At 68.1% G+C, this 26,417-nt stretch carries 25 protein-coding genes and 1 pseudogene; 12 read left to right on the top strand and 14 right to left on the bottom strand.

Going from position 1 to position 26,417, the window contains the following annotated elements:
• Positions 1-274: polysaccharide biosynthesis/export family protein (locus MTR62_RS04685; RefSeq protein WP_244017457.1), on the bottom strand; the 274-nt coding region annotated here is incomplete at its 3' end.
• A gap of 295 nt (positions 275-569) precedes the next feature.
• Between MTR62_RS04685 and MTR62_RS04680 the strand changes: the two genes are divergently transcribed.
• The gene (locus tag MTR62_RS04680) at positions 570-1,991 is read left to right on the top strand and encodes a sigma-54-dependent transcriptional regulator (RefSeq protein WP_244017455.1); all 1,422 of its coding nucleotides are present in this window, start codon (positions 570-572) and stop codon (positions 1,989-1,991) included.
• Positions 1,992-2,111: 120 nt separating this feature from the next.
• A complete protein-coding gene (locus MTR62_RS04675; RefSeq protein ID WP_244017453.1) occupies positions 2,112-5,603 on the top strand; it encodes a PAS domain S-box protein in 3,492 nt (1,163 codons plus the stop codon).
• A gap of 55 nt (positions 5,604-5,658) precedes the next feature.
• Here the strand turns inward: MTR62_RS04675 and MTR62_RS04670 are convergent, their stop codons facing one another.
• The 3 genes from MTR62_RS04670 to MTR62_RS04660 all read right to left on the bottom strand — a co-directional run bounded on the left by MTR62_RS04670 (position 5,659) and on the right by MTR62_RS04660 (position 8,379).
• Positions 5,659-6,375, bottom strand: a complete 717-nt coding sequence (locus tag MTR62_RS04670) for a ZIP family metal transporter (protein ID WP_244017451.1) — start codon at positions 6,373-6,375, stop codon at positions 5,659-5,661.
• A 178-nt stretch (positions 6,376-6,553) separates the two neighbouring features.
• Positions 6,554-7,156, bottom strand: coding sequence for a CHAP domain-containing protein (locus MTR62_RS04665; RefSeq protein WP_244017449.1), 603 nt, complete (start codon positions 7,154-7,156; stop codon positions 6,554-6,556).
• Between the two features lie 305 nt (positions 7,157-7,461).
• Positions 7,462-8,379 carry a LysR family transcriptional regulator gene (locus MTR62_RS04660; RefSeq protein ID WP_244017447.1) on the bottom strand — a complete coding sequence of 306 codons (918 nt, stop codon included), beginning with the start codon at positions 8,377-8,379 and terminating at the stop codon, positions 7,462-7,464.
• A 107-nt stretch (positions 8,380-8,486) separates the two neighbouring features.
• On the opposite strand from MTR62_RS04660, the gene MTR62_RS04655 reads away from it, so the two are divergent.
• The 8 genes from MTR62_RS04655 (at position 8,487) to MTR62_RS04620 (ending at position 15,723) form a co-directional block, all read left to right on the top strand.
• The gene (locus MTR62_RS04655) at positions 8,487-9,644 is read left to right on the top strand and encodes a muconate/chloromuconate family cycloisomerase (protein WP_244017445.1); all 1,158 of its coding nucleotides are present in this window, start codon (positions 8,487-8,489) and stop codon (positions 9,642-9,644) included.
• A 6-nt stretch (positions 9,645-9,650) separates the two neighbouring features.
• On the top strand, positions 9,651-9,941 hold the full coding sequence (gene catC, locus MTR62_RS04650; RefSeq protein ID WP_244017443.1) for a muconolactone Delta-isomerase: 291 nt from the start codon (positions 9,651-9,653) through the stop codon (positions 9,939-9,941).
• Between the two features lie 79 nt (positions 9,942-10,020).
• Positions 10,021-10,941, top strand: coding sequence for a dioxygenase family protein (locus MTR62_RS04645; RefSeq protein ID WP_244017440.1), 921 nt, complete (start codon positions 10,021-10,023; stop codon positions 10,939-10,941).
• A gap of 41 nt (positions 10,942-10,982) precedes the next feature.
• Positions 10,983-12,338 carry a Rieske 2Fe-2S domain-containing protein gene (locus tag MTR62_RS04640; RefSeq protein ID WP_244017438.1) on the top strand — a complete coding sequence of 452 codons (1,356 nt, stop codon included), beginning with the start codon at positions 10,983-10,985 and terminating at the stop codon, positions 12,336-12,338.
• Complete coding sequence (gene benB, locus MTR62_RS04635) at positions 12,335-12,847, top strand: benzoate 1,2-dioxygenase small subunit (RefSeq protein WP_244017436.1); 513 nt, start codon at positions 12,335-12,337, stop codon at positions 12,845-12,847. The genes MTR62_RS04640 and benB overlap by 4 nt, the downstream gene beginning before the upstream one ends.
• A 13-nt stretch (positions 12,848-12,860) precedes the next feature.
• Positions 12,861-13,646, top strand: coding sequence for a benzoate diol dehydrogenase BenD (gene benD / locus MTR62_RS04630; protein ID WP_327194378.1), 786 nt, complete (start codon positions 12,861-12,863; stop codon positions 13,644-13,646).
• A 56-nt stretch (positions 13,647-13,702) separates the two neighbouring features.
• Entirely contained in the window at positions 13,703-14,494 is a 792-nt protein-coding gene (pcaD, locus tag MTR62_RS04625) for a 3-oxoadipate enol-lactonase (protein WP_244017434.1), read from the top strand.
• Positions 14,491-15,723: an NAD(P)/FAD-dependent oxidoreductase gene (locus MTR62_RS04620; RefSeq protein WP_244017432.1), complete on the top strand. Its 1,233-nt coding sequence runs from the start codon at positions 14,491-14,493 to the stop codon at positions 15,721-15,723. Before pcaD ends, MTR62_RS04620 begins: the two co-directional genes overlap by 4 nt.
• A 6-nt stretch (positions 15,724-15,729) precedes the next feature.
• Here the strand turns inward: MTR62_RS04620 and astD are convergent, their stop codons facing one another.
• The 6 genes from astD to MTR62_RS04590 are packed head-to-tail and all read right to left on the bottom strand — an operon-like array spanning position 15,730 to position 21,561.
• The gene (astD, locus tag MTR62_RS04615) at positions 15,730-17,142 is read right to left on the bottom strand and encodes a succinylglutamate-semialdehyde dehydrogenase (RefSeq protein WP_244017430.1); all 1,413 of its coding nucleotides are present in this window, start codon (positions 17,140-17,142) and stop codon (positions 15,730-15,732) included.
• The gene (locus MTR62_RS04610) at positions 17,142-17,570 is read right to left on the bottom strand and encodes an arginine N-succinyltransferase (protein WP_244017428.1); all 429 of its coding nucleotides are present in this window, start codon (positions 17,568-17,570) and stop codon (positions 17,142-17,144) included. The genes astD and MTR62_RS04610 overlap by 1 nt, the downstream gene beginning before the upstream one ends.
• Positions 17,564-17,854, bottom strand: a complete 291-nt coding sequence (locus MTR62_RS04605) for an arginine N-succinyltransferase (protein ID WP_244017426.1) — start codon at positions 17,852-17,854, stop codon at positions 17,564-17,566. The genes MTR62_RS04610 and MTR62_RS04605 overlap by 7 nt, the downstream gene beginning before the upstream one ends.
• Complete coding sequence (locus MTR62_RS04600; RefSeq protein ID WP_244017424.1) at positions 17,854-19,053, bottom strand: aspartate aminotransferase family protein; 1,200 nt, start codon at positions 19,051-19,053, stop codon at positions 17,854-17,856. Before MTR62_RS04600 ends, MTR62_RS04605 begins: the two co-directional genes overlap by 1 nt.
• Positions 19,054-19,096: 43 nt before the next feature.
• Positions 19,097-20,527, bottom strand: coding sequence for an FAD-binding oxidoreductase (locus tag MTR62_RS04595; RefSeq protein ID WP_244017422.1), 1,431 nt, complete (start codon positions 20,525-20,527; stop codon positions 19,097-19,099).
• Between the two features lie 8 nt (positions 20,528-20,535).
• Positions 20,536-21,561, bottom strand: coding sequence for a 2-oxoadipate dioxygenase/decarboxylase family protein (locus MTR62_RS04590; protein WP_244017420.1), 1,026 nt, complete (start codon positions 21,559-21,561; stop codon positions 20,536-20,538).
• A gap of 72 nt (positions 21,562-21,633) precedes the next feature.
• Between MTR62_RS04590 and MTR62_RS04585 the strand changes: the two genes are divergently transcribed.
• On the top strand, positions 21,634-22,566 hold the full coding sequence (locus tag MTR62_RS04585; RefSeq protein ID WP_244017418.1) for a LysR substrate-binding domain-containing protein: 933 nt from the start codon (positions 21,634-21,636) through the stop codon (positions 22,564-22,566).
• Between the two features lie 40 nt (positions 22,567-22,606).
• Here the strand turns inward: MTR62_RS04585 and MTR62_RS04580 are convergent, their stop codons facing one another.
• Entirely contained in the window at positions 22,607-23,278 is a 672-nt protein-coding gene (locus tag MTR62_RS04580) for a TetR family transcriptional regulator C-terminal domain-containing protein (RefSeq protein ID WP_244017416.1), read from the bottom strand.
• Between the two features lie 276 nt (positions 23,279-23,554).
• On the opposite strand from MTR62_RS04580, the gene MTR62_RS04575 reads away from it, so the two are divergent.
• The gene (locus tag MTR62_RS04575) at positions 23,555-23,938 is read left to right on the top strand and encodes a winged helix-turn-helix domain-containing protein (protein ID WP_244017414.1); all 384 of its coding nucleotides are present in this window, start codon (positions 23,555-23,557) and stop codon (positions 23,936-23,938) included.
• Here the strand turns inward: MTR62_RS04575 and MTR62_RS04570 are convergent.
• The 3 genes and pseudogenes from MTR62_RS04570 to modA form a co-directional block, all read right to left on the bottom strand.
• A pseudogene (locus MTR62_RS04570) lies at positions 23,865-24,548 on the bottom strand (molybdenum ABC transporter ATP-binding protein); the annotation flags it as partial. The gene MTR62_RS04575 and the pseudogene MTR62_RS04570 overlap by 74 nt on opposite strands.
• A 58-nt stretch (positions 24,549-24,606) precedes the next feature.
• Entirely contained in the window at positions 24,607-25,329 is a 723-nt protein-coding gene (gene modB / locus MTR62_RS04565; protein WP_244017411.1) for a molybdate ABC transporter permease subunit, read from the bottom strand.
• Between the two features lie 3 nt (positions 25,330-25,332).
• A complete protein-coding gene (gene modA / locus MTR62_RS04560; protein WP_244017409.1) occupies positions 25,333-26,103 on the bottom strand; it encodes a molybdate ABC transporter substrate-binding protein in 771 nt (256 codons plus the stop codon).
• Between the last annotated feature and the right edge of the window lie 314 nt (positions 26,104-26,417).

Here is a 26,417-nt window from a genome sequence, read left to right as displayed (position 1 = left end):
CCTGCACCGCGTCGCGCGCCGCCTGCGGGCTGAGGCCTGCGAGCGCCAGCGGGGCGGTGCCGGGCAGCGCGATCGTGCCATCGGCGGCAATGACATAGTTGCCCGTGACCAGAGCGGTGTCACCCGCCAGGCGAATGCGCAGGCGATCGCCGGGGCCCAGTTCGAGCGTCTGCCCCGCGAGCGCGGTGGCGGGGACTTCCTCGCCGGGCGCGAAATCGGCCGGGGCGGCGCCGGGCGTGCAGGCCGCCAGGTGGAAGGGGTCTTCCTGGTACATCCAGGTTGCCTGTGGGGGATTTTCCGGCGTCCTCCCGGTTACGCATCCGGCCAGGAGCATGGCGCAAAATGCTAATGTTATCGCACCATTGCAATGCCTTGCCATGTCTTCGTCCCTGCTTGCCCGGCGGTGGGTCGATGCGAAGGAAACGATCTGTGCTGCAGATCGAAAATCCGAGTAGGTACCAAGTATATATCCGTAAGGTTTCTCAAATTGTTAACCTAGTAAGCTCTAATCTTCATGGACTCACATGTGGCCTTGCCGGCTGCATCTGGACCCAGGGGGGATACCGCCGGTGAGCAAGGCCCGTGTACTGATCGTCGAGGACACCCGCTCGCTGGCGCTGGCCTATTCCAAGCAGCTCGAACTGGCGGGCTATCTCGTCAAGGTGGCCGAGACCGGAGGCGCGGCGCGCACGCTGCTGGTCTCGGGTGCGCGCTTCGATGCGGTCCTGCTCGACCTGCAACTGCCCGACTGCGACGGGCTCGACATGCTGGCCGAACTGTCGGGGCTGAGCGAGTTGACCAAGGTGATCGTGGCCACCGCAGACGGTTCGATCGGCCGCGCGGTGCAGGCGACGCGGCTGGGCGCTTACGACTATCTGGTCAAGCCGATCAAGCCTGAGCGCCTGCTCACCACCTTGCGCAACGCCACCCAGCACGCCGAACTGCAACGCCACGTCGAGGAAGCGCGCAGGGACGCAGAGCGGGACCACTTCCACGGTTTCGTGGGCGCTTCGCCGCAGATGCGCGCGCTCTACCGCGCGATCGAAAGCGTGGCCCATTCGCGTGCGACAGTGTTCATCACCGGCGAGAGCGGATCGGGCAAGGAAGTCGCGGCGGAAGCGATCCACCGGTCGGGGCCGCGCAAGGATCGCCCGTTCGTGGCGGTCAACTGCGGGGCGATCCCCGAGGCCTTGCTCGAATCCGAGCTGTTCGGGCATCGCAAGGGCGCCTTCACCGGGGCGATCGACAACGCGCTGGGCGCCGCGCGTGCGGCCAACGGCGGTACGCTGTTCCTCGACGAACTGTGCGAGATGGACATCAAGCTCCAGGTCAAGCTGCTGCGTTTCCTGCAGACCGGAATGGTCCAGCCGGTCGGGGCGAGCGCGCCTGAACCGGTGGACGTGCGGGTGATCTGTGCGACCAACCGCGATCCGATGCTCGAAGTGGCCGAGGGGCGCTTTCGCGAGGATCTCTATTACCGTCTTGCGGTGATCCCGCTGCACCTGCCGCCGCTGCGCGAGCGGGGCGAGGATGTCGAGCGGATTGCCGAGGCTTTCCTCGAACGCTTCACGCAGGAAGAAGGCAAGCGTGCCGGGCATTTCGACGCCACCGCGCGTGAGACGCTGCGCCGCCATTCCTGGCCGGGCAACGTGCGCGAACTGCAGAACGCGGTGCGCCGCGCGGTGGTGATGAATCCGGGTCCGGCCTTTCCGCTCGACGTGGTGGGGGGCGCTCCGGTTCCGGGTGAGCCTGCGGTCGAGCGCGCCGCGCGGCCATCGGGCACATCGGGCGCGGGGCTGGTCGACCTGGCTGGGCTCACACTGGACGAAATCGAGCGGCTGGCGGTCGATCAGGCGATCCGCCGTGCCGATGGCAATCTTCCGCAGGCGGCGCGGGCGCTGGGGGTCAGTCCCTCCACGCTCTACCGCAAGCGCGAGCGCTGGCAGGAGAGCCGCGACGAGGCGCCGGGCGCCTGCGCGTCGCGCGCCTGAGGGCGGCCTGAAGCGGTTCGGACACGGGCCGCGAGCAGACTTTGAAGGAGAGCGGCCATCGAACGCATTCTCGCCAAGCCGACCAGCGCGCCGCACAGTCGCGGGCTGTGGCTGGCGGTCGTGCTGGGCTACGTGCTGGCCACGGCGGGCGGGAGTTTCGCGCTGACCCGGCACGATCCGAGCTTCGCTGCCTTCTGGCCCTCCAACGCGGGGGTGCTGGCGGCGGTGCTGATCGGCGCGCCGCGCTACCGTGTCGAACTCGTCGCGCTGGCCAGTCTCGTCCTCTTCGTCACGGCGGCGCTGTTCGGGGTGGACCCGATCGACAACCTGGTCTTCGTGCTGGCCAATGCCATCGAGATCACGGTGGCCTGCGTCCTCATCGAGTATTCGCAGGAGCGGCGCGTCAATCTTACCAACCTGCGCGGGCTGGCGCAGTTCCTGTGCGCCTGCATGGGCCCCGCGCCGATGGTTTCGGGCGCGCTGCTCGCGCTCGTGGCGCTGGTGCGCGGTGAGGGGCGGGTGCTCGAACACGCGGCGGAATGGCAGGTCTCGCACGCGCTTGGCCTGATCGCCATCGTGCCGCTGGTGCTCTCGGCCTACAGCACGCTGGTGCTGCGCGGCCGATCGCGCCGGACCGACCCGGTCGAACTGGCGTTTCATGCGCTGGCGCTGGCCGCGGTGAGCGTGATCGTCTTCGCGCAGCCGCTCGCGTTGACGTATCTTGTCCTGCCCTTCGTGTGCCTTGCAGTGTTTCGCACCGGTTTTCTCGGGGCTGGCCTTGCCGCGCTGATCGTCGCTTCGATCTCGGTCGCGCTGACACTCAAGGGGCTGGGGCCGATCGCGGCGGCCACCGCCGATCCGGCCCAGCGGCTGATGCTCGTCCAGCTGTTCATCGGCAGCTGCGTGCTGACCGCGTTGCCGATTGCGGTGGTGCTGGGCGAGCGTGACCGGCTGACCAGTTCGGTCGGGGCGAGCGAGCGGCGCTTTCGCGAGCTGGCCGAAGCCGCCCCGATCGGGATCTGCGCGATCGACGAGGCGAACACGATCACGTACGCCAACGCGGGCATGGCGGCGATGACCGGGCTGCCGGCGGCCAGTCTCCTGGGCCAGCGCATCGGGCGGACTTTGCCCGACCACCAGCGCCGCGCGCTCGACGAGGCGCTCGAGGTGTGCCGGAGGGGGAGTGGATTTGCCGATGTGGCGCTGCGCGTGGCGGCCTACCAGGGCGGTGAGGATCGCTGGTTCCAGACCCGCTTCGCTGCGCTTTCGGGGCAGGACGGCGAAGTTGCCGCGCATATCGCGGTGGCCACCGACGTGACCGCGCTGCACCGCTCGCAGCAGCGGCTCGAACAGCAGGAGCGCGAGCTGCGCCTGCTGGCGGACAACGCCAACGACCTGATCTGCCGGATCGACCAACATGGCCGCATCGCCTACGCCTCGCAGGCGAGTGAGCGGCTGTTCGCGCTTCCGGCCGGGCAACTGGCCGGGCAATCGTTCCTCGCCCATGTCGTTGCCGTTGATCGCACCTTCGTTGGCCAGGCCATCGCCGAACTGGGGTGCGGCTCGAACAGCGAGACGCGCACGTTCCGCTGGCACACCGGAACCGGGCGCGACGTGTGGGTCGAAGCGGCGTTCCGGCCGATCGAGAGCCCCCGCGAAGCGCGCCAGTTCGTGGTCGCGGTGCGCGAGATTTCGGATCGCAAGGCCGCGCAGGATGCGCTCGAGACCACCAACACGCGCCTGCGCCACGCCAACCACCTTCTGCTCGTCGCCGAGGATCTGGCGGCGATGGGGCACTGGAGCTTCGATGCCGGGGCGCAGCGGGTCGAATGGTCGCGCACGCTGGCCGCGATGCTGGGGTTCGATCCCGAGGCGCCGCCGGGGCTCGCGCAGGTCTTTGGCGCGATCGAGCGGCGCGATGCGGCGGGCTTGCGCGCGGCGCTCAAGCGGGTGCTGCGCAAGGGCGGCGGGTTCGAGCGGCGGATACGGCTGCGCGAGGGGCTCGCCTCCTCGCGGGTCATGGAAGTCCACGGCAACGCCCAGGTCGCCTCCGACGGGCGGATCACCGGCCTGTTCGGGGTGTGCCAGGACGTGACCGGGCGCATCGAGATCGAGCACGAACTGCGCAAGGCGCGTGATGCGGCGATGTCGGCGGCTGAGGCCCGCTCGCGCTTCATCGCGGTGATGAGCCACGAAATTCGCACGCCGATGACCGGGGTGCTGGCGACCTTTGCGATCCTCGCGCGGCACAAGGACGCGATCGCGTGGCCGGTCGCCGACATGCCGCAACTCATCGCGACGACCCAGGCCCAGGCCCGTGCGCTGATGGTCACGCTCGATAACGTGCTCGATTACGCCAAGCTCGAAGCGGGCCGGCAGGAGGTCGATGGGGTCGAATTCGATCCCAACGTGACGCTCGGCGATGCGATTGACGTCTTTGCCGCGCGCGCGCGGGCCAAGGGCATCGGGCTTGATTACAGCGCCGATGTCCCGTTTCTGGTCGTTGGCGATCCGGGGCGGGTGCAGCAGGTCGTCTCCAACCTTATCAGCAACGCGGTTAAGTTTACCGAGACGGGGCAGGTCGAGGCGCGCTGCGAACGGCTCGATGCGCAGCGTTACCGGATTACCGTCACCGATACCGGCATCGGCATCGCGCCCGAGGCGATCGCGCGCGTGCTCCAGCCCTTCGCGCAGGCCGACGCGCGCGTGGCGCGGCGTTTCGGCGGAACCGGGCTGGGGCTGGCGATCACGCGCGAACTGCTCGATCTCATGGGGGGGACGCTGAGCGTGGAGAGCACGCCGGGCGAGGGTTCGTGCTTTCGCGTCACGCTGCCGATCCGCGCTGCCGGGGCGCCGGCGCGCGATGCGCCTTCTGCGCCCGCGAGCCCGTCCGCGCGCGCGGCTTTGCCCGAGGGGCTGCGGGTTCTGGTGATCGACGATACCGACGCCACGCGGCTGGCCGCACAGGCGCAGCTTGGCGTGCTGGGCTGTTCGGTGGCGGGCGTGCCAAGCGGGCTCGATGGCGTGCTTCGCGCGCTTGATGAACGTTTCGACGTGATCCTGGTCGACAGCGCGATGGACGGGCTCGACGGGGAAGCGACCATCCGGCTCCTGCGCGCGTTGCCAGAAGGGCGCGGAACGGTGCCAATTCTGGGCTACACCGCCTATTCGGAGAATGTGCGGCGCGATGCGCTGATCGCGGCGGGCGCGTTCGACATCGTGCCCAAGCCCTTTACCGAGGCGATCGTGTGCGAGGTGATCGCACGGGCCTGCGCGGCGGCGCCGGTCGGCGTAGGGGGCGAGGGGGCAGAGGAGGACGACAGCTTTCTTGCGGCCCTGCCGGTCGAGGCGCGCGCCGAGCTTTTGGGCCACGCGCGCGCGGATATCGCGCGGCTGGGCCTGGCCTTTGCCCGCGCGGCCTCGTCGCAGGCACCGGCCGACGAGGCTGGCCTTGCCCGGACGGTTCACGCGCTCAAGGGGGTGGCAGGGAGCTACGGATTCGAACGCCTCGATGCGCTGTGCCGGGTGTTCGAGACGGTACGCGCCTATGGCGAGGGCGTGCCGGTGACACTCATCGAAGCGTTCGATCGCGAATGCGCGCAGGCGGGATAGGGCGAAGGGCGCCCGGCCGGTCGTCGAAGCGGTCTGTCTTTGGCGATGTCCCGCCTTAGCCGTGGGCGAGCGAGACGATCCCTCCCATCGCGGCCATGCCCAGCGCGGTGCCGATCAGGCTGCGGGCGCGCCCGTGCCCGGTAAGGCTCTGCGGCAGCAACTCGAACAGCGCGATATAGAGGAACCCTCCGGCGAAGAAGGCGAGCAGCCAGCCGAAGTGGGCCGGCTCGATCGGCAGGAGCTGCCCCACAGCGATGCCGAGCGCCGGGGCAAGCGCGTTGGCCAGGACCCAGCGATAGGCCGAGCGGCGGTCGGCGCGGGCGAGGCTCAGCCCGGCCATGTTGGCCCCGTCGGCCATGTCGTGCGCCAGCACGGCGGCGGCGATGATCCACCCGGTCTGTGCCGAAACCTGGAAGGCGAGACCGATCCCCAGTCCGTCGATCAGGCTGTGGAGGAGCAGCGCGATGCGGCCCGGCCCGGCCTTGGCGAGGCTGCCTTCGGGCAGGTGGTGGAACAGCAGGCTGGCCCCCAGCCCCAGCAGGACGAGCGCGAACACCAGCAGGATCTGGAACGCGCCACTGCGCCCCTCGAGCGCCTCGGGCAGGAGGTCGAACACCGCGACACCCAGCGCCAGCCCGCCGGTCAGCGCGAACAGCAGCGTGCTGCGCGCGAACAGGCGCATGGTGAACAGCCCGCCAAGCCAGCTGGACAGGGCAGTGCCGAGCGCGATCAGCGCAAGCGGGAAGGCGTCGGAGGCGATCATGGTGTGCATGTGATAACGTATCATGAAAAAATCAAGACCGGCGCGCGTGCAAGAAGGGCACCGCAGCGTGACAATTGCGTCCCGCTTCGGGCGCGGCCGGAGGCGGGTACGAAAAAAGGCCGCGAGCGGCCTTTTGACGGGATGTCCCGTGTCGCGTCGAGGGACGCGATGCGAGGGGAGCGAAGGCTTACATGTTCACTTTGCCGGTGTCGGCGGCGGCGATCTGGATCGGGGTGTTGGCAAGGTCGGTCGGCTGGGCCTCGGGCGCTTCGGGGTAGATGAAGCCGTAGACCGGGTTGGCGCGGGTGCCCAGCGAAGCGGTCGGGGCGTACCACACGCGCACTTCGCTCCAGTCACCGGCGTCCGAGACGTCTTCGGCCATCACGCCGGTCTCGATCATGCCGGGGCGCGACCAGTTGGCGTGGTTGAGCAGGACGTGGCGGTTGTCGACGACCTTGGCGACGACCGCGACATGGCCGAGCGGCATCGCGCTGGAGGGGGCCATGGCCATCACCGCGCCGACCTTGGGAACATCGCCGCGGGCGTAGATGCCGCCAGCCTGCTTCCACCAGGTGCGCGCGTCGCCATGGATGTCGATGCCCGACTGTTCGCGGGCGTAGGGAACGCACTGCAGATGCGCGAAGGCGGTGCCGGGCAGCGAGAACAGGCCAAGCGCACAGAGCACCAGCGAAAACAGGCCAACAAGCCCGTTGCGCGATTTGGCGCGCTTGCCTTCGCCGCGCAGCACGATGGTCTGTGCCGCGCTTTGCGACCCCCGCAGGTTCAGCATTAACGAATCCCTCGAATTTCCGATCCGGGGACTGGTTAGGTGATAGGGTCTCACCAGGTCCATATCCGGTTCCACGCCTCACCCCGGCGGTGGCTCAACTCATCGCGTAATCGTTCATGGCGGGTTAGGGAAAGGTCCGGATGGCGCTGCGCGCGCTCGCGAGTTGTGCGCTGCGCAAGATCATAAGTGGCTAAAATCTGCCGTTTTCATCGATTTAGCCCGGTCTTGTGCTGCGTGAGCGTTCCGCCGTGAGAGGGGCACGGTTCATCGTGCGTGGCGCTTCGTGGCCCCCCCCTGTCAGCGCTTCAGCGCGCCAGGCCGTGGGGCGCGCCGTAGCCCCAGTCCTCGTACTTGCGTGCAATCGTCTCGAGCATCAGCGCAAGTTCGGGGGAGCGGTCGCCGGGGCGGTGGCTCATGATGATCGGCGACGTCGCGGTTTCGGCCAGTTCGCGAAAGGCGACGTCGTGGCTGCGCGCGCGGCGCACCGATTCGGGGACGATCGCCATCCCTTCCTCGGCCGCGACGAGCCCGATCGCGATCTGCAGTTCGCGCGCTTCATGGACGATGCGCGGCTCGATGCCGTGGTCGCGCCAGAGCGAAATGACCTGATCGGCGTAGCTCGGGCGCGGCTGGCGGGGGTAGATGATCTGTGGCTCGGTGGCGATGTCGCGGAGCGATACCGGCCCGTCGCCATGGGCCAGCGGATGGTCGACCGGGAAGGCGGCGACGAGCTTTTCATGGCGCAGGATCACGCGCTGGACGGCCGGATCATCGAACCGGATGCGCCCGAAGCCGACGTCGATGCGCCCGTCCTTGAGCGCGGCGAGCTGGTCGAGCGTGGTGCTCTCGAGCATGACCAGTTCGATATTGTCGGCCGCCTTGCGAAATTCGCGGATCAGTTCGGGCAGCCGGGCGTAGATCGTCGAGGAGACGAAGCCGATCACGAAGCGGCGCCGTTCGCTGGTCGCGGCGGTGCGCACCATGGTCTCAACGTCCTCGATCCGGGCGAGCAGCTGGAGCGCCTGGGCGTAGAGCAGCTGGCCGACCTTGGTGAGCGCGAGCGGGCGCGCCGACCGCTCGATCAGGCTTGCGCCGACATGGCCTTCAAGCTGCTGGATGGCGCGCGAGAGCGGGGGCTGGGCAATGTGCAGCCGCTCGGCCGCGCGGTTGAAATTGCCTTCCTGGGCAACCGCAACGAAATAGCGAAGGAGGCGCAAGTCCATGGTTCATACCTTCAGGGTATTGCTCTGTGACCCGATTGATCTTTGAAAGCCGTCAACGGCGCGACTAGCTTTCCCTTGAAACCTAACCATACGGGAGAGTGTCTGCAATGGCTGCGTTGGATCGCGCTGATACCTTCATTGTCGATGTCCCGACAATCCGCCCGCATGTCCTGGCCATGGCCACGATGCATTCGCAGGCCATGACGATCGTGCGGCTGGTCGATGACGAAGGCATCGAGGGGATCGGCGAGGGCACCACCATTGGCGGCCTGAGCTACGGCGAGGAGAGCCCCGAGAGCATCCAGTCGGCGATCGAGACCTATATCCTGCCCGTGCTCGAGACGAGCGACATTTCCCGCGTCGGCGAGACCATGGCCAGGGTCGAGGCCTGCGTGCGGGGCAACCGCTTTGCCAAGTGCGCGGTCGAAACCGCGCTGCTCGACATGGCGGGCAAGCGGCTGGGTGTGCCGGTTTCCGAACTGATCGGCGGTGGCCGCCGCCGCGACACGCTGCCGGTTGCCTGGACCCTGGCGAGCGGGGACACCGCGCGCGACATCGCCGAGGGCGAGGCCATGCTCGATGCGCGCCGCCACCGTATCTTCAAGCTCAAGATCGGCAAGCGTTCGGTGCGCGACGACGTGGCCCATGTCGGGGCGATCTGCAAGGCACTGGGCAGCCGCGCCAGCATCCGCGTCGACGTCAACCAGAACTGGAGCGAGGCGCAGGCACGTCTGGGCATGGCGATGCTCCACGATGTCGGCTGTGAACTGGTCGAACAGCCGATCGCGGGTGACGCGGTGGCGGCGATGGCGCGGCTGTCGAGCAGCCAGCCGGTTCCGCTCATGGCCGATGAGGCGTTGACCGGGCCGCGTTCGGCGCTGGCGCTGGCAAGCGCGGCGGGGGCCTCGGTTTTCGCGCTCAAGATCGCGCAGTCGGGCGGGCTTTTCGCCACCGCCGAAGTCGCCGCGATCGCGCGCGCGGCCGGGCTTGGTCTTTACGGGGGCACGATGCTCGAAGGGGCGGTGGGGACCGCAGCCTCGGCGCACGTTTTTGCCACGCTCGAGAAGCTCGAGTGGGGAACCGAGCTGTTCGGCCCGCTGCTACAGACCGACGAAATCCTGGCCGAGCCGCTCAAATACGCCGACTTTGCGCTTGCCGTGCCGACCGGACCCGGCCTTGGCGTGACGCTCGACGAGGACAAGATCGCCTACTTCCGGCGCGACCGCACCGGCGCGCGCCTTCACGCCGTCAAGACAGGAGCCTGATTTCCCATGCTGTTCATGGTTGAAATGGACGTTGCCATCCCGCTCGATTTCGATGCGGACGAAGCCGCCGCGCTCAAGGCGCGCGAGAAGGCCTATTCGCAGGACCTGCAGGCCAGCGGCGTGTGGCGCCACATCTGGCGCAAGGCCGGGCTCTATTCGAACGTCAGCATCTTCGACGTGGCCGACAACGCGGCGCTGCACGACACGCTCATGGCCCTGCCGCTCTATCCCTTCATGACGATGAAGGTCACGCCGCTGTGCCGCCATCCTTCCTCCATCCGCGACGACGACAGCTAGGCCTCGACAAGACCATCGCCGCGTAAATCCATCGACAAGAACCACCAACAGCGGGCCATCACCAACGGGAGAGCTCACCATGACTGAGGATTTCGTAAAGACACCGGACATTCAAAAGCTGCTCGATACCGCAGCGGGCATCGGCCAGGAAAAGGGCGATCCGCGGCTCAAGGCGATCGTGCGCGACCTGACCGAAGCGATCATGTGGGTAATCGTGCGCCACGACATCTCGGAAGACGAATTCTGGGGCGCGGTGAAGTTCTTCGCCGATGGCGCGGGCGAGCTTGGCCTGATCGCGCCGGGCACCGGGCTTGAGCACTTCATGGACCTTTACATGGACGCCAAGGACGCCGAGGCCGGGCTCGCCGGTGGAACGCCGCGCACCATCGAAGGGCCGCTCTACGTCAAGGGCGCGCCGCTCGTCGAAGGCGATGCGAACCTGTCGAGCGACCCCGATCCCGCAGCCGACGACCTGCACATGCGCGGCACCGTCACCGGCCCCGACGGCGAGCCGGTGCCCAATGCGATCCTTCACGTCTGGCACGCCAATTCGGCTGGCTGGTACTCGCACTTCGACCCCACGGGCGAACAGACCCCGTTCAACAACCGCCGCCGCATCAAGCTCGGCCCGGACGGCGCCTATGCCTTCCACTCCAAGATGCCCAGCGGTTATTCGGTGCCACCGGGCGGCGCGACCGAAACGCTGATGTTCGCGCTCGGCCGTCATGGCCATCGCCCGGCCCACGTCCACTTTTTCGTCGAGGCGCCCGGCTACCGCACGCTGACCACGCAGATCAACTTCGGCGATGACCCCTTCGCCAAGGACGATTTCGCCTTCGGCACCCGCGAGGGGCTCTTGCCGGTTCCCAGCCGCCAGGGAAGTCGCGCCGACATCGCCTTCGACTTCCAGATGCAGAAGGCCAAGGGCGAGGAGGACGAGGCGTTCTCGACCCGCCGCCGTGCCGAGGCCAAGGGCCAGCGGGTGCCCGAAAGCGCCTGAACGCAGGCCTTGCAAGTAAAGAAAAAACGGGAGACAGGATCATGTACGAACGCTTGATGGAGAAAGTCGCGACGGCTGTCGTCGACGATCCCGAGACCGGTGCCTTCCGGTGCCGCCGCGACGTGTTTACCGACGCGGACCTGTTCGAACTCGAGATGAAGCACATCTTCGAGAGCAACTGGGTCTATCTTGCCCACGAAAGCCAGATCGCGAAGAAGAACGACTACTTCACGACCTGGATCGGGCGCGTTCCCGTGATCCTGACCCGCGGCAAGGACGGCGCGATCAACGCAATGGTCAACGCCTGTGCCCACCGCGGCGCCCAGCTGTGTCGCAAGAAGCGGGGCAACCAGCCGCTGTTCGTCTGCCCGTTCCACGGCTGGAGTTTCAAGACCGACGGGTCGCTGCTGCGCGCCAAGGACGCCAGCACCGGGGCCTATCCCGAAAGCTTCGATCGCGACGGCTCGCACGATCTCACTCGCGTGCGGGTCGAGAGCTACCGCGGCTTCGTGTTCGGCTCGATCAACGAGGATGTCCTCTCGCTCGACGAGCATCTGGGCGAGGCGCGGATCATCATCGACCAGATGGTCGACCAGGCGCCCGAAGGGCTAGAGGTGCTCACCGGCAACTCGACCTACACTTTCGATGGCAACTGGAAGATGCAGATGGAGAACGGGTGCGACGGCTACCACGTCAGCTCGGTCCACGAAAACTACCAGTCGACGATGGGGCGCCGCGCTGAAGGCGGGACCCGGGCGGTCGACGCGAACGGCTGGTCGAAGGCGCCGGCAAGCGGGGTCTATGGCTTCGAACATGGCCATATCCTGCTCTGGACGCAGGTCATCAATCCCGAAGTGCGCCCGATCTGGAACCGCAAGGAGGAACTCGAGGCGCGGCTCGGCGCCGACAGGGCGCGCTTCGTGATGGAGCAGACCCGCAACCTCGCGCTCTATCCCAACGTGTTCCTGATGGACCAGTTCTCCACCCAGATCCGTGTCGTGCGCCCGATCGACGTGCACACCACCGAAGTGACGATCTACTGCTACGCTCCCAAGGGCGAAAGTGCGCAGGACCGCGCCCATCGCATCCGCCAGTACGAGGATTTCTTCAACGTCACCGGCATGGGCACGCCCGACGACCTGGAGGAATTTCGCAGCTGCCAGTCGGCCTACGAAGGCGCCGGGACCTTGTGGAACGACCTCAGCCGTGGCGCGCGGCGCTGGATCGCGGGGCCCGATGCCAATGCAAAGGCGATGGGCATGAACCCGCTGCTGTCGAGTGAGCGGTCCGAGGACGAGGGCCTTTTCGTGCGCCAGCACGAATACTGGGCCGAGGTGATGCTGGCGGGAATGGCGCGCGATGCGGCTCCGGCCGCGCTGCAGGAGGCCGCCGAATGAGCACGCGCGAAATGACCCGCGAGAGCCTGTCCTACGATGCGCTCTGCGCCTTCCTCTACCGCGAGGCGCGCCTGCTGGACGATCGCGACTTCGACGCCTGGCTGACCTGCTATGCGCCTTCGTGCGAATACTGGATGCCCGCCTGGACCGACGACGATGCGCTGTGCAGCGATCCGCAAAGCGAGATTTCGCTGATCTATTACCCCAACCGCACAGGCCTTGAAGATCGTGTCTATCGCATCAACACCGAGCGTTCCTCGGCCTCGATGCCGCAGCCGCGCACCTGCCACAATCTCTCCAACATCGAGATCGTGGATGTGCGCGAGGGCGAAATCGCGGTGCGCTACAACTGGCACACGCTCAGCCACCGCATGAGGAAGACGCAGAGCTTCTTCGGCACCACCTTCCTGACCCTGGACCTGCGCGGAGAAGCCCCGCTGATCGCGCGCAAGAAGGTCGTCCTCAAGGACGATTACATCCACCAGGTCATCGACATCTACCATATCTGAGGAAGTGCGCGAGGTGCTGTTCGAGGGACGCTTTCAAGGCAAGGTCATGATCGTGACCGGCGCGGCGCAAGGCATCGGGGAGGGCGTTGCCCGGCGCGCCGCGGCCGAAGGCGCGCGGGTCGTGCTGATCGACCGGGCCGATTTCGTCGCGGCGGTCGCCGCTGATATCGCCGCGCAAGGCGGCGAGGCGGTCTGCGCGATCGGCGATCTGGAAACGTACGCCGGAGCCGCGCTGGCGGCCGAGACCGCGCTTGCGGCCTTCGGGCGGATCGACGTGCTCGTCAACAACGTGGGTGGGGCGATCCGCATGCGCCCCTTCGCCGCGTTCGAGCCCGGGCAGATCGACGCCGAAATCCGCCGCTCGCTCATGCCCACGCTCTACGCCTGCCATGCCGTGCTGCCCGCGATGCTGGAACAGGGCGCAGGGGTCATCGTCAACGTCTCGTCCAACGCCACGCGCGGCATTCGCCGGGTGCCCTATTCGGCGGCAAAAGGTGGGATCAACGGCCTGACGATGAGCCTGGCCATGGAATACGCCGAGGCGGGCATCCGCGTGGTGGCGACCGCGCCCGGCGGGACTTCGGCCCCCGCGCGCAAGGTGCCGCGCAACGCGCGAGGCGATACCGCGCAGGAGCAGGCCTGGATGGCCGAGGCGGTCGAACAGGTCACCACATCCACCTTCGTCAAGCGCTACGGCACGCTCGATGAGCAGATCGCCCCGATCCTCTTCCTCGCCTCGGACGAGGCGAGCTACGTGACTGGATCGATCCTGCCCGTCGCGGGCGGCGATCTGGGCTAACGCCTTTTATCCGTCCGGCCGCTCGCGCGGCCGGGCAGCAATCAAGGAGCGGCACGATGCCATTCACCGCGGCCAAGGGTGCCGAAATCTACTGGAAGATGGACGGGCGCGAGGGGGCCCCGGTGCTGGTCCTGCTCAACTCGATCGGCTGCGACATGGATCTGTGGGACGCGGCACTGCCCACCCTGCGCGAGCACTTCCGGCTGCTGCGCATCGATACCCGCGGGCATGGCGCTTCGGCGAGCGAGCCGGGCGACTATTCGCTCGCGCTGCTGGCGCAGGATGTCCTTGGCGTCGCGCGCGCGGCCGGGGTGGAGCGCTTTGCGCTTGCTGGCGTATCGCTGGGCGGGATGATCGGGATGGAACTCGCGCTCGCGCATCCGGGCGCGGTCGAGGCCCTGGCGCTGGTCTGCACGTCGGCGACGATGGACGCCGCCGCGTGGGACGCGCGTATCGCCACCGTGCGCGAACAGGGCATGGCCGCGATTGCCGAAATGGCGATGGGCCGCTTCCTCTCGCCGCAATTTCACGCCGAGCATCCCGCCGTGTGGGACGCCGTCGCGCGCCAGCTCAAGGCCACCGACGCGCAAGGCTATGCGGGCTGTGGCGCCGCGATCCGCGACATGGACCTCAAGCACCGCATTGCGGGCATCGCCTGCCCGACCCTCGTGGTGACCGGCTCACGCGATACCTCGACCCCGCTTGAAGGGCATGGCGAACACTTGCTGGCGATGATCCCCGGCGCGCGTCACGCCGCGCTCGAGGCCGCGCATCTCGCCCCGCTCGAGGCGCCCGAGGCGCTGGGCAAGGCTCTGCGCGCCTTCGTTCTGGGCGAGGGCGCGGCATGAGCGGCAAAGGCGTTGTCATCGTCGGCGCGGGGCACGCGGGCGCGCAATGCGCCATTGCGCTGCGCCAGAACGGGTACGCCGGGGCGATCACCGTAATCGGGCGCGAGCCCGAACTGCCCTACGAACGCCCGCCGCTGTCCAAGGAATACTTCGCGCGCGAGAAGACGTTCGACAGGCTTGCCATCCGTTCCCGAACGTTCTGGGCGCAGAAGGGCGTGACCTTTCGTCTGGGCGTCGAAGCGCTTGGCGTGGATGTTACGGGCAAGACGCTCGCCCTTTCGGATGGGGCGGTGCTTGGCTACGACACGCTCGTCTGGGCGGCGGGCGGTGATCCGCGCGCGTTGACCTGCGAAGGGGCCGGGCTGGCCGGTGTCCACGCCGTGCGCACCCGTGCGGATTGCGACCGGCTGATGGCCGAAATCGATGCCGGGATCGCGCGCGTGGTGGTGATCGGGGGCGGCTACATCGGGCTCGAGGCGGCCGCAGTCCTGTCCAAGATGGCGATCAAGGTCACGCTGCTCGAAGCGCAGGAGCGTGTGCTGGCGCGGGTCGCGGGCGAAACGCTTTCCGCCTTCTACGAGGCCGAGCACCGCGCCCACGGCGTGGATCTGCGCACGGGGACGCAGGTCGATTGTCTCGTGGGGGACGGCGGCCGGGTGACGGGCGTGAGGCTGGCCGAAGGGGTGATCCTGCCTGCCGATGCGGTAATCGTAGGTATCGGCATCGTGCCCGCAGTAGCGCCGCTGCTCGGCGCCGGCGCCGAGGGTGAGAATGGTGTGGACGTCGATGCGCTGTGCCGCACCTCCTTGCCCGACGTTTACGCCATTGGCGACTGCGCGCGCTTTGCCTGCGCTTACGCGGGCGGAGCCGCCATGCGGGTGGAATCGGTGCAGAACGCCAACGACATGGCGACATGCGTGGCGCGGGCCATCTGCGGCGAGGAACAGCCTTACAGGGCTTTCCCTTGGTTCTGGTCCAACCAGTACGATCTCAAGTTGCAGACCGCAGGGATCAACGCGGGGTACGACGATGCCGTGGTGCGCGGCGATCCGGCCGAGCGGCGCTTCTCGGTCGTTTACTTGCGCGAAGGCCAGGTCATCGCCGTCGATTGCGTGAACAACGCCAAGGACTTTGTGCAGGGGCGCAAGCTGGTCGAGGCCGGGGCCGTGGTTCCCCCTCAGGTGCTGGCCGATCCGGCGCGCCCGCTCAAGGAAATGGTCCCGGCCTGAGGCCGCCTACAGCCCCGGAATGGTCACGGCTTCGGGCCGCTGCGCCTCGAAGCTGGCGATCGGATAGGCGCAGTAATCGGCCGCGTAATACGCGCTCGGGCGGTGATTGCCGGATTCGCCGAGCCCGCCGAAAGGCATGTTGGCGGCCGCTCCGGTGGTCGGCCGGTTGCGGTTGACCACGCCCGCGCGGCTTTCCTCGACGAAGCGTTGCCACAAGCCGTCATCGGCGCTGACGAGCCCGGCCGAAAGCCCGAAGCGGGTGGCGTTGGCAGCCTCCAGCGCGGCGTCGAAATCGGCCACCCGGCGCACTTGCAGCACGGGAGCGAAGATTTCCTCGTCGGGAACGTCGATCTGCGTCACGTCGAGGATGGTGGGGGTGACGAAGGCCGCGCTGCGCCCGGCAATCCCGGTGAAGGGGCGGAGAACCTTCGCGCCGCGTTCGATCAGCGCGGCGACCTGGCGGTGCGCCTGTGCGGCGGCGGCATCGGAGACCAACGGCCCCATGAACGCCTCGCCCGGCTCGTCCCAGGCGGCGATCCTGAGCTGGCCGGTCAAGGCGTCGAGCGCGTCGACGATGGCCGTGCCCATCGCCCCTTCGGGCACGATCAAGCGGCGCGCGCACGAACAGCGCTGGCCGCTGGTGACGAAGGCCGACTGGACCAGGATCGAAGCCGCTTCCTCGGGGCTGTCCCAGACGATCAGCGGGTTGTTGCCGCCCAGTTCGAGCGCGAGGATCAGGTGCGGGCGATCGATCGTGGCGTGCTTGAGCGCGCGGCCCGCACCGGCCGACCCGGTGAACAGCAACCCGTCGATGTCGCCCGCGACCAGCGCCTCGCCGGTCTCGCGCCCGCCCTGGACGAGCTGGAACACGCCCTCGGGCAGACCCGCACTGGCCCAGGCGGCGGCCATGCGCTCACCCGTCGCGGGGGCGATTTCGGAGGGCTTGAAGACCACCGTGTTGCCCGCCAGCAGCGCGGGGACGATGTGCCCGTTGGGCAGGTGGCCGGGGAAGTTGTAGGGGCCGAGCACGGCCATCACGCCGTGCCCGCGATGGCGCAGGCGCGCCTCGCCGAAGGGCATGTCCTGATGGCGCTCGCCCGCGCGTTCGGCCTGCGCCTTGATCGAGACGGCGACTTTGCCGACCATGCCCTTGGCCTCGGTTCGGGTCTCCCACAGGAGCTTGCCGGTTTCGCGCGCGATGGTTTCGGCAAGGCCGCTTTCGTCGGCAGCGATGGCCTTGGCAAAGCGCTCGACGGCGGCGACGCGTTCCTCAAGCGGCGCGGCGCGCCAGCCGGGCAGGGCCTTGCGCGCGCGCGCGATGGCATCGGCGCAGTCGGCGGCGGTGGCGCTCGGCCCTTGCCAGACGGTGGCGCCGCTGGCGGGATCGAGCGAGGTGAAGCTGGGGCCGGACAGGGTCATCAGTGTGCCTTTGCGCGTATTGTGTCACCCTCGGCAACGCCAAGCAGGCGCGCCGTTTCTGGGGTGAGTGTGGCATGGCCTTCGCCCAGCGCGCAAGCGCAGCGGGCCGAGCGAAAGGTGGGAAGATCGGTGGTCGCGACGAGGTGGAGCGGTGCATCGTGCGGATTGCCCAGGCGCACCGTGAGGCTGCGCGCGGTGCGCACGGCGCTTAGCTGGTCGCGCGCCACGGCCATCGTCGGGCCGCCGTCGAAGATGTCGACGAGGCCGGTGCGCTCGAACCCTTCCTTTTCCAGCATGGCGAGCGCGGGGCGCCCCTCGCGGTGGACGTTGCCCAGCGCCGCGCGCGCTTCAGGTGCGATCAGCTGGACGTAGATCGGGTGGCGCGGCGCGAGGTCGAGCACGAACTGCCCATCGGTCGCGGTCAGCATACGGTCAGCATACGGTCGGCCTGTTCGAAGGGCAGGCGTAAGAACGGCGAGGAATACAGCGCCAGCGTGACGACGCGAAACGAGAAATGCGGCCGCCTTACGCCCACCGCCGCGCGCACGCTGGCGATCCCGTCGATGGCGCCGCTCGCGGTGTCTTCGAGCAGGAGCGTGTACCAGGCCTCGCTCGGCGCGCCGTCGCCGGCAAAGCTGCGTTCGGACAAGGCGAGCCGCTCCGTCAGCACCGCGCGGTCTTCGGGCAGACCACCAGGACGGACGAAGTGCATCAGGCGGCGGGGGCGAGCAGGGTCTGGCGCGCGGCGAGGCACGTCGCCTCGAGCCGGGACACCGCCTCGGTGACTTCGTCGGCCGTGATGGTGAGCGGAGGCAGAAGGCGCACGCAATTGTCGCCGCCGCCCGCGACGAGCAGGCCGTGATCGCGCGCGAGCGCCATGAACGCCCGGTTGTCGCAGGCCATCTTGAGCCCGATCAGCAGGCCCTTGCCGCGCACCTCGTGGATGACGTCGGGGTGGCGGGTGGCGAGTGCGTCAAGCCCGGTGAAGAACGCCTGCGCCATGGCGCGCGCGTGGGCGAGCGTGGCCTCGCTGGCGATCACGTCGAAGGCCGCGTTGCCCACCGCCATGGCCAGCGGGTTGCCGCCGAAGGTCGAACCGTGCGCGCCGGGGGCCATGCCCCTGGACGCTTCTTTCGTGGCAAGGCAGGCGCCGACGGGAAAGCCGCAGCCCAGCGCCTTGGCCAGCGCCATGATGTCGGGCGCGGCATCCTCGAACCACTGGTGCGCGAAGAGCTTGCCGGTGCGCCCCATGCCGCACTGCACTTCGTCGTGGATGAGCAGCACGCCGTGGTGGGTGCACAGCGCGCGCAGGTGTTGCAGCCATTCCCCGCTCAGTGCGCGGGCGCCGCCTTCGCCCTGCACCGGCTCGACGATCACGGCGGCGGTGGTGGGGCGGGCGACGTGCCTGGCAAGCCCGGCTTCGTCGTCGAGCGTGAGCTGGATGTAGCCGGGCAGGCGCGGGCCGAAGCCTTCGACATAGGCCGGGTTGCCCGCCGCGTTGATCGCGCCGTAGGTGCGCCCGTGGAAGGACCCGGCAAAGCCGATCACGTCGATGCGGGCGTCCTCGCCGTTCACGGCGTGGTACTTGCGCGCCATCTTCAGCGCACATTCGACGCTTTCCGAGCCCGAATTGGTGAAGAATACGGTGTCGGCAAAGCTGGCGGCGGCCAGCTTGTCGGCAAGTTGCTCCTGGCCCGGAATGCGAAAGATGTTGGAGACGTGCCACAGCGCGCCCGCCTGCTCGGTCAGCGCGGCGACGAGCGCGGGGTGCGCGTGGCCCAGTGCGTTGGTGGCGATGCCGCTGACGCAGTCGAGCCAGCTGCGGCCCTGGGTATCGGTCAGCCAGACGCCCTGGCCGCGCGCAACGGTAATGGGGGCGCGGTTGTACACGCCGAGAAGATGGTCGGTCATGGTTGGCTTCCTTGGGGGGGGGAGGGGAACGGGGAGGAGGCGATCAGCCGCCGGGTGGGCCGAAATCCACGCGGCCAAACGGCATGGGCGCGATCAGCGCCTGGAGCGCGCCCGACAGCGCGAGCACATCGGGCGGGGTGAAACGTTCGTACCAAGCGTAGTTGGCGGGGCCCACGCCGTGTTCGGCGCTGAAGCTGCCGGTGTAATCCTCGACCACGCTGGTGAAGATCGCGGCGCGCGCGGCCTCGGCAACGGCGGGATCGTAAGGTCCGGCGCTTTCGGGCCACACGCAGTTGCAGTGCAGGCCGCCATCGCCGATGTGGCCGAAATCGTGCAGTTCGAGCTGGGGGGCGATGGCCGCCAGCCGCTCGGCGATCTCGGTGCGAAAGCGCATGACGTCGCCGCGCTTCATCGCGATGTCGCAGGCGACCACCTTGCCCGACCTGCGCAAGCCCTCGGGCACGGCGTGGCGCACCGCCCACAGCGCGGTGCCGCGATCGATCCGGGTGTCGGCGATGCGCCCATCCTCGAACAGGGGTTCGAGCGTTTCGGCGAGCGTTTCCTCCAGCCACTCGGCCGCGACCGCCCGCCCGCCCGACAGTTCGAGCAGCACGCAGTACCCCGGCACTTCGCCGCCGAAAGGATCGCGCAGGCTGGGGACGTGACGGATCGCCGCGCTGAGCGCGGGGCGCGATATCCCCTCGAAGGCGGTCAGCAAGGTGCCGAAGGCGTCCTCCATGCGCGCCAGGATGTCGAGCGCGACTTCGGGATGGGGCAGCGCCAGCAGCGCGGTGACCGTGTTGACCGGCTTCGGGCTGAGCGCGAGCGTTGCCGAGGTCACCACCCCCAGCGCGCCCGAGCTTCCCGCCACCAGGCCTTGCAGGCACAGCGCGGCGTTGTTCTTCCACAGCGCGGAGCCCAGTTGGAGAATACGCGGTGTCTTTTCGGCGGTGACGAGTTCGAGCCCCATCAGGTTCTTGCGCAAGTCGCCATAGCGCAGCAGCCGTGCGCCGCCGGTGTTGGCGCCGATCATCCCGCCGATCGAGGGGTCGGCGCCAAGGTCGATCGGGAAGAACAGGCCGTGTTCTTCGGCCGCGGCGTTGAGTTCGGAGAGCAGCGTGCCCGCGCCCAGCGTCACCGAGCGGTTGACCGGATCGATCGCGATCGTGCCCTTCAAACGCTCGAGGCTGAGCAGGAGCTGGCCTTCGCCGCTCTGCGCGAGTCCTGCCGCGACGAGCCCGGTGCGCGCGCCCTGCGGCACCACGCGAAGGCCGCGCGCAAAGGCGAGCGCGAGGACGGCGCGTACCTCCTCGCTCGATCCCGGCCGCACGACCAGGCCCGGTTCCCCGCGCGTACCGCGCCCGTCCTCGGCGTACGTCGCCATATCGCCGGGGGCGGTAAGGACGTTGGACGGACCGACGAGGGCTTCGAAGGCGGCGAGCGTTTCGGGGGGCAAGGTCATGGGCGCGGTCATAGCGCGTCTCAGGCGCTGCGTGTCATTGCGAAGATGCCGGTGGCATTCGAACTGTCGAAACCAAGGTCGAGCGCGTTCGAGCCGGGCAGGGGATCGCGGGTGATGAATTCGAAGAACGAGCCGGGGACGCTGCGGCTGATCGCCTTGCCGTGCGCATCGCGAAACGGCCGCTCGACCATGTCGGCGCGAAACGCGGTCTGGTGGACGCGGCCCGAAGCGGAATGCTCGACGCTGTCCTTGATCGGCTTGCCCGCCGCGCGCAGCGCATCGGCGAGCGCGCCGACATCCTCGACCCGGTCGGTCGCGTGGTTGAAGGCGTTGCCTTCGGTGGCGATCCAGGCGGCTTCCTTGGACTGGGCCAGCAGCGTTTCGTAGTCGGCGAGCGCGGGGGGCTCGTGCTGGCGATCGAACGCGGCGACGAGAACGGGCAGCGCGGCTTCGGCCTCGGCATAAGGCGCGCTGCCTTGCTCCGCGAAGCGATCGAGCACGACCTGGGCTACCGGGGTGATCGGATCGCGCGCGCTGTCGAACACGCCATGGGCGGCCGCCGCAAACGCCTCGTCGAACTGGTCGACGTGGAGTTCGCTGACGAAATACTGGACCACGGCTTCGGGGTGATCGGCGTGGCACCAGGCGTGCCCGGTCATCTTGAGACGGGGAAGCGGATAAAGGCCTGCCTCGACATAGCCCAGCGGCGCGAGGATGCGCGCAAAGGCCTGCTGGCCGCCGGGCAGGGCGCCGGTCGTCCCCTCGGCGAACAGGATCGTGCGCAGCGCGCCATGGTCGAGCGTGATGCGGCGGTCCTCGGCGAGCCGCCCGGCGACGTAATCGGCCGCGCTCGGCACGCTATCGAGAATGGTGCGGAAGAGAAGGACGCCGAGCGCCGTCGCCATGCTGGCGCGCGAAACGCGCTCGCCCTCGTCGGCCAGGAGTTCGGGAGCCAGATCGAGCGCGGCCAGCGTTACCGCACCGCGCGCGTCGCCGAGCTGGGCGAGGACCAGCCTCGATACCGTCGATGTGTGCAGGTCTTGCATGAACGATCTCCTGTGCGGCCTGCATTATCGCAGGTCTTTCTTGTCTTACAAACGAGAAGCTTTCATCAATGCATGATGAAATGGAATGAGCCCTATCGGCAACATCTGCCCTCCTCGGCCGCGTTGCGCAGCTTTCTGGCGGCAGCGCGCCTGGGCAGCTTCTCGCTTGCGGGGGACAGTGTAGGCCTGACACAAAGCGCTGTCAGCCGCCAGATATCCCAGCTCGAGGCGCAGCTGGGGGTCGCGCTGTTCGTGCGCACCGGGCGGCGGGTGGAACTGAGCGGCGAGGGGCGGGCCTATGCCGAGGCGATCGGGCCCGCGCTCGAACAGATCGCGCGCGCCGGCGCCCGGCTGGCCCAGCGGCGGGGCGACAACGAGCTGACCATCGCCACTTTGCCCAGCTTCGGGATGCGCTGGCTGGCGCCGCGTCTGCCGCGCCTGTCGGTGCGGCATCCCGAACTGGTCATCAATGTCGCCTCGCGCACCTGGCCGTTCACGTCCGGGGCACAGGGGCTCGACGACGGGCCGCGCGATTTCGATGCGGCGTTCGATTTCGGTCGCCCGCCCTGGGGCGGCATGCAGCACGCGCTGCTGTTTCGCGAGGAGGCGGTGGTGGTCTGTTCGCCGCACTGGCTGGCCGCCAATCCCTTGCGTGAGCCGGCCGATCTGGTGGGCAAGCCGCTGCTGTTCCAGTCCTCGCGGCGGCAGGCCTGGGATGCCTGGTTCGCGGCCAACGGCGTGGCGCTGGCGGCGCCGTGCACGGGGCCGAGCATCGAGCATTTCCTGATGCTCGCGCAGGCGGCGGCGGCGGGCGCGGGGCTGGCGCTGATCCCCAGCTTCCTGATCGCGCCCGAACTGTCCGCGGGCACGCTGGTGGCCCCGCTCGACCGGCCGTTCTCGACCGATCAGGCCTATTACCTTGTCTGGCCTCAAGGGGGCGAAGCGGGCTCGGCGCTCAGCCGCTTCATCGCCTGGGCAAAGAACGAGGCTTCCCGAACCGAGTGACGCGGCCTGTCAGGGGCGTCCGAACCCGGCCCGGTGCCGCTCAGGCGGCGGGCAGGAGGCGACGCAGGCTCGTCTTGCAGCGTGCGATCGCCCGCTCGCGCGAGGCGCTGTCGGGCGAGAGGCAGACCTCGAGCCACAGCCCGTTGATGATCGCGGTCATGATCGCCTGCACCTCGCCCAGCGAGGGATCGTCTGCCGTACCGGCCCGTGCCCCGCACGGGATAAGGCGGTCCATCGCCGTGCGCAGCAGCGCGCGCAGCTCGGCGTTGAAGGCTTCGTTGCGCGCGGTGAACTCGGGGTTGGCCCGGACCAGCGACCAGAAGGCGAGCCAGGCGCCGAGCATGTCCGAACTGGCGGCCTCGGGTGCGAAGAGGGTTTCGAGGAAGCGGTCCATCGCGCCCCAGGCGTCGGCGGCGTCGGCATCCTCGTCGAGCCGGGCGCGCAGGCGGGCGATGACCTGCCGGCAGACCTCCTCGTAGGTTTCGAGCAGCAGGTTCTGCGGGTTTGCGAAGTAGTGGCGCAGCAGCCCGTGCGAAACACCGGCCTGGCGGCAGATCTCGCGCCCCGTGGTGCCTTGCGGGCCGAGCCGGGCAAGACAGCCGACGGTGACCTGGAGCAGGTCCTGGCGCCGCGTGCCGGGGTCCTGGCGCGTGATGATGCGACGCGGCGGGGTGGTGCCCGCCTGCGGCTGTGCCCTGGGAGGGGTGCTCATGGAATGATGCGCTTCTTTCCCGCGTTGCGACCGGTTGTGAGTTATCGTGTTGCCGTTCTGCCTATCGCAACCGTTTCGAAACAAGGCAAGAGGCTTGCGTGCGGTGCGTCGGGCACTTGCGCGCGGTGCATCGGGGGCGCATCGGGGGATCGCGCGCGGAGACGCTGCCGGGACGATGGCGCGGGCCGTCGATCGCCGGAAAAGGCCGGTCGCTTTAATCGCGGGCGGCACCTGAAAAGATTGCCTGCACGCAGGCTCTCAGCCTAAGCTTGCGCCATGAGCATGACCGGATCCGTTCTCAAGATAAAGCTCCAGATCTATTCGGGAGAGGAAATCGCGATGGGGCCGGGCAAGGCCGACCTGCTCGATGCGATCGCCGAGCAGGGGTCGATCTCGGCCGCGGCGCGCACGCTGGAAATGAGCTACCGGCGGGCCTGGCTGCTGGTCGATGCGATGAACCGCTGCTGGAAGGAGCCGCTGGTGGAAACCGCGCCCGGCGGATCGGCGCGCGGCGGCGCGCGGCTGACGCCCTATGGGCGCGGGATTCTCCAGCTCTATCGAGGCTTGCAGGAGGAAGCGGCGGTGCTCAGGCGCTCGTCGGCGTGGGATGAACTGAGCGCAGCCTTGCTCGCAGCGCCAAAGGCGCATCAGAAGGCGTAAGGTCCGGCCCGGCCTTTCGTCCTTGCGCCGGGCCGGGTCGGACGGTGCAACCCTCAGGCCCCATCTGCACGATGTGATCGGCCAGCCGGTCGACCTCGCGGTGGTCGTGGCTGACGTAGAGAATGGGCAGTTCGAGCTCGTCGCGGATACGCTCGATCACGTGCATGATCCCGCCGCGCCGGTCCTCGTCGAGCGAGGACAGCGGCTCGTCCATCAGCAGGAAGCGGGGGCCGGAAAGAAGCGCGCGGCCAATCGCCACGCGCTGCATCTCGCCCCCCGAAAGCGTGCGCGGCATCCGCGCGAGGAGATGGCCGATGCCAAGGAATTCGCACGCTTCCTCAAGCGCCATCCAGCGCCGCTGGGTGGGCGCGCGGCGCCAGCCGTACAGCAGGTTGTCGCGTACCGTTCTGTGCGGGAACAGACGGCTGTCCTGGAACACGTAGCCGCAGGCGCGGCGCTCGGGCTTGAGGTCGATGCGCGCGCTATGGTCGAACAGGACTTCGTCGTTGACGCGGATCGACCCGCGCTCGGGGGTGATGAGCCCGGCGATCGCGCCCAGCACGCTGGTCTTGCCCGCGCCCGAAGTGCCGAACAGCGCGGTTAGCCCGCCGGGAACCGCAAAGCGCGCCTCGATCCGCGCGGTGCCGCGCGTGAGGGCGATGTCGATGTCAAATGGCATGGCCAGCCTTTCCCTGCCCGCTGCGCCGGGTCAGGACTTCGGAGATGACGAGCGCGGCGAGCGAGAGCGCGACCGAGATGAGCGCGAGGCGGGTGACCTGGCTCTCGCTGCCGGGGATCTGCAAGGCGGTGTAGATCGCCAGCGGCAGGGTCTGCGTTTCGCCGGGAATGTTCGAGGCGAAGGTGATCGTCGCGCCGAATTCGCCGATCGAACGCGCAAAACCGAGCACGATCGCGGCCATTACGCCGGGCAGGGCGAGCGGCAGGGTGATCGTGGCGAACGTCCCCCAGGCCCCCGCGCCCAGCGTGCGGGCGGCGTTTTCCAGCCGGCGGTCCACCCCGTCGAGCGACAGGCGGATGGCGCGCACCATCAGTGGCAGCGCCATGATCGCGGCGGCGAGCGCGGCGCCGGTCCAGCGGAAGATGAGGGTGAGCCCGAAAAGGTCGTTCAGGATCTTGCCGAAGGGGCCCTGGCTGCCGAAGCCGAGCAGCAGCATCCAGCCGGTCACCACCGGAGGCAGGACGAGCGGCAGGTGCACGATGGCGTCGAGCAGGACTTTGCCGGGAAAGCGCCCGCGCGCCAGCAGCCAGGCCAGCGCGAAGGCCAGCGGGAGGTCGAGCACGATGGCCACCGTGCTCACCTTGAGCGACAAGGCGACGACCTGCCATTCCTCGCCGGACAGGCCGGGCAGCGCAGACAGGATCGTCGACATGTTCTAAAGCGCTCCGAAGCCGTAGCGCGCGAAGATGGCCTTGCCGTCCTTCGAGATCAAGAATTTGCGGAACGCTTCGGCGTCGCGGTTGGTGGACTTGGCGACGAGCGCGATGGGGTAGGTCACCGGGGTGTGGCTCGATCGGGGGAATACGCTGACCACGCGCACGCCCTTGTCCTGCTTGGCGTCGGTCGCGTAGACGATGCCGAGCGGAGTTTCGCCCCGGTCGACGAAGGCGAGCGCGACCCGCACGTTCTGCGCGGCGGCGACTTTGGCGGCGACGCTGTCCCACACGCCGAGATTTTCGAGCGCCTGCTTGCCGTAGCGACCGGCCGGCACTGCATTGGGATCGCCCATTGCAAGGCGTCCGTCACCCAGCGTGCGGGCGAGCGGGAAGCCTTTGCGGATCGCCAGCTTGACCGGACTGTTGGCGGGCGCGATCAGGACGATGTCGTTGGCGAGGAAGGATTTGCGCGTGGCCGGTTTGATGAGCTTGCGCTGCTGAAGGTAGTTCATCCATTCCTCGTCCGCGGACACGAAGATGTCCGCAGGGGCATCGGCCTCGATCTGGCGGGCGAGCGCGGAGGAGGCCGCGAACGACACCACGGGGTGCTCGTGCCCCTTGGCGGCCCAGGCGTCGGCGGCGGCTGTCATCGATTCGCGAAGGCTGGCCGCGGCCAGCACCAGGGGACCGGCCGCATGCGCGATACCGGCGTTTGCGACAAGGCCAAGCGTCAGGGTGAAAGCCGCGAGCCAGCGACCAAATCTGTTCATGTGATGCCCTCCATTTCTATATCCAAGCGTATATTGCAAGAAGGCTCGGGGGAAGAGGGTGAAGGGCTTATTGCGAAAAAAATTATTGCGTCGCAAAAAGATCGTGATAGAAATTAGTCCAATAACACACTGATTTTAAATAATAATATACGAAAATAAATTCGCAATAAGGTGTAGAAATCATAATGTTCGCGGTTGCAAAGCCAATTTTGAGGTGGACAAACAGCCCTTGCTATATACCTTGAGATATAGATGAAGCGCTGTTCACCGAGCCTGTTGATTCGGATAAGGATAACCGCAGCGCGCATTTCCCA

Source organism: Novosphingobium organovorum (assembly GCF_022832435.1).
Lineage (GTDB): Bacteria > Pseudomonadota > Alphaproteobacteria > Sphingomonadales > Sphingomonadaceae > Novosphingobium > Novosphingobium organovorum.
This window is presented reverse-complemented; position numbering and strand designations above follow the sequence as displayed.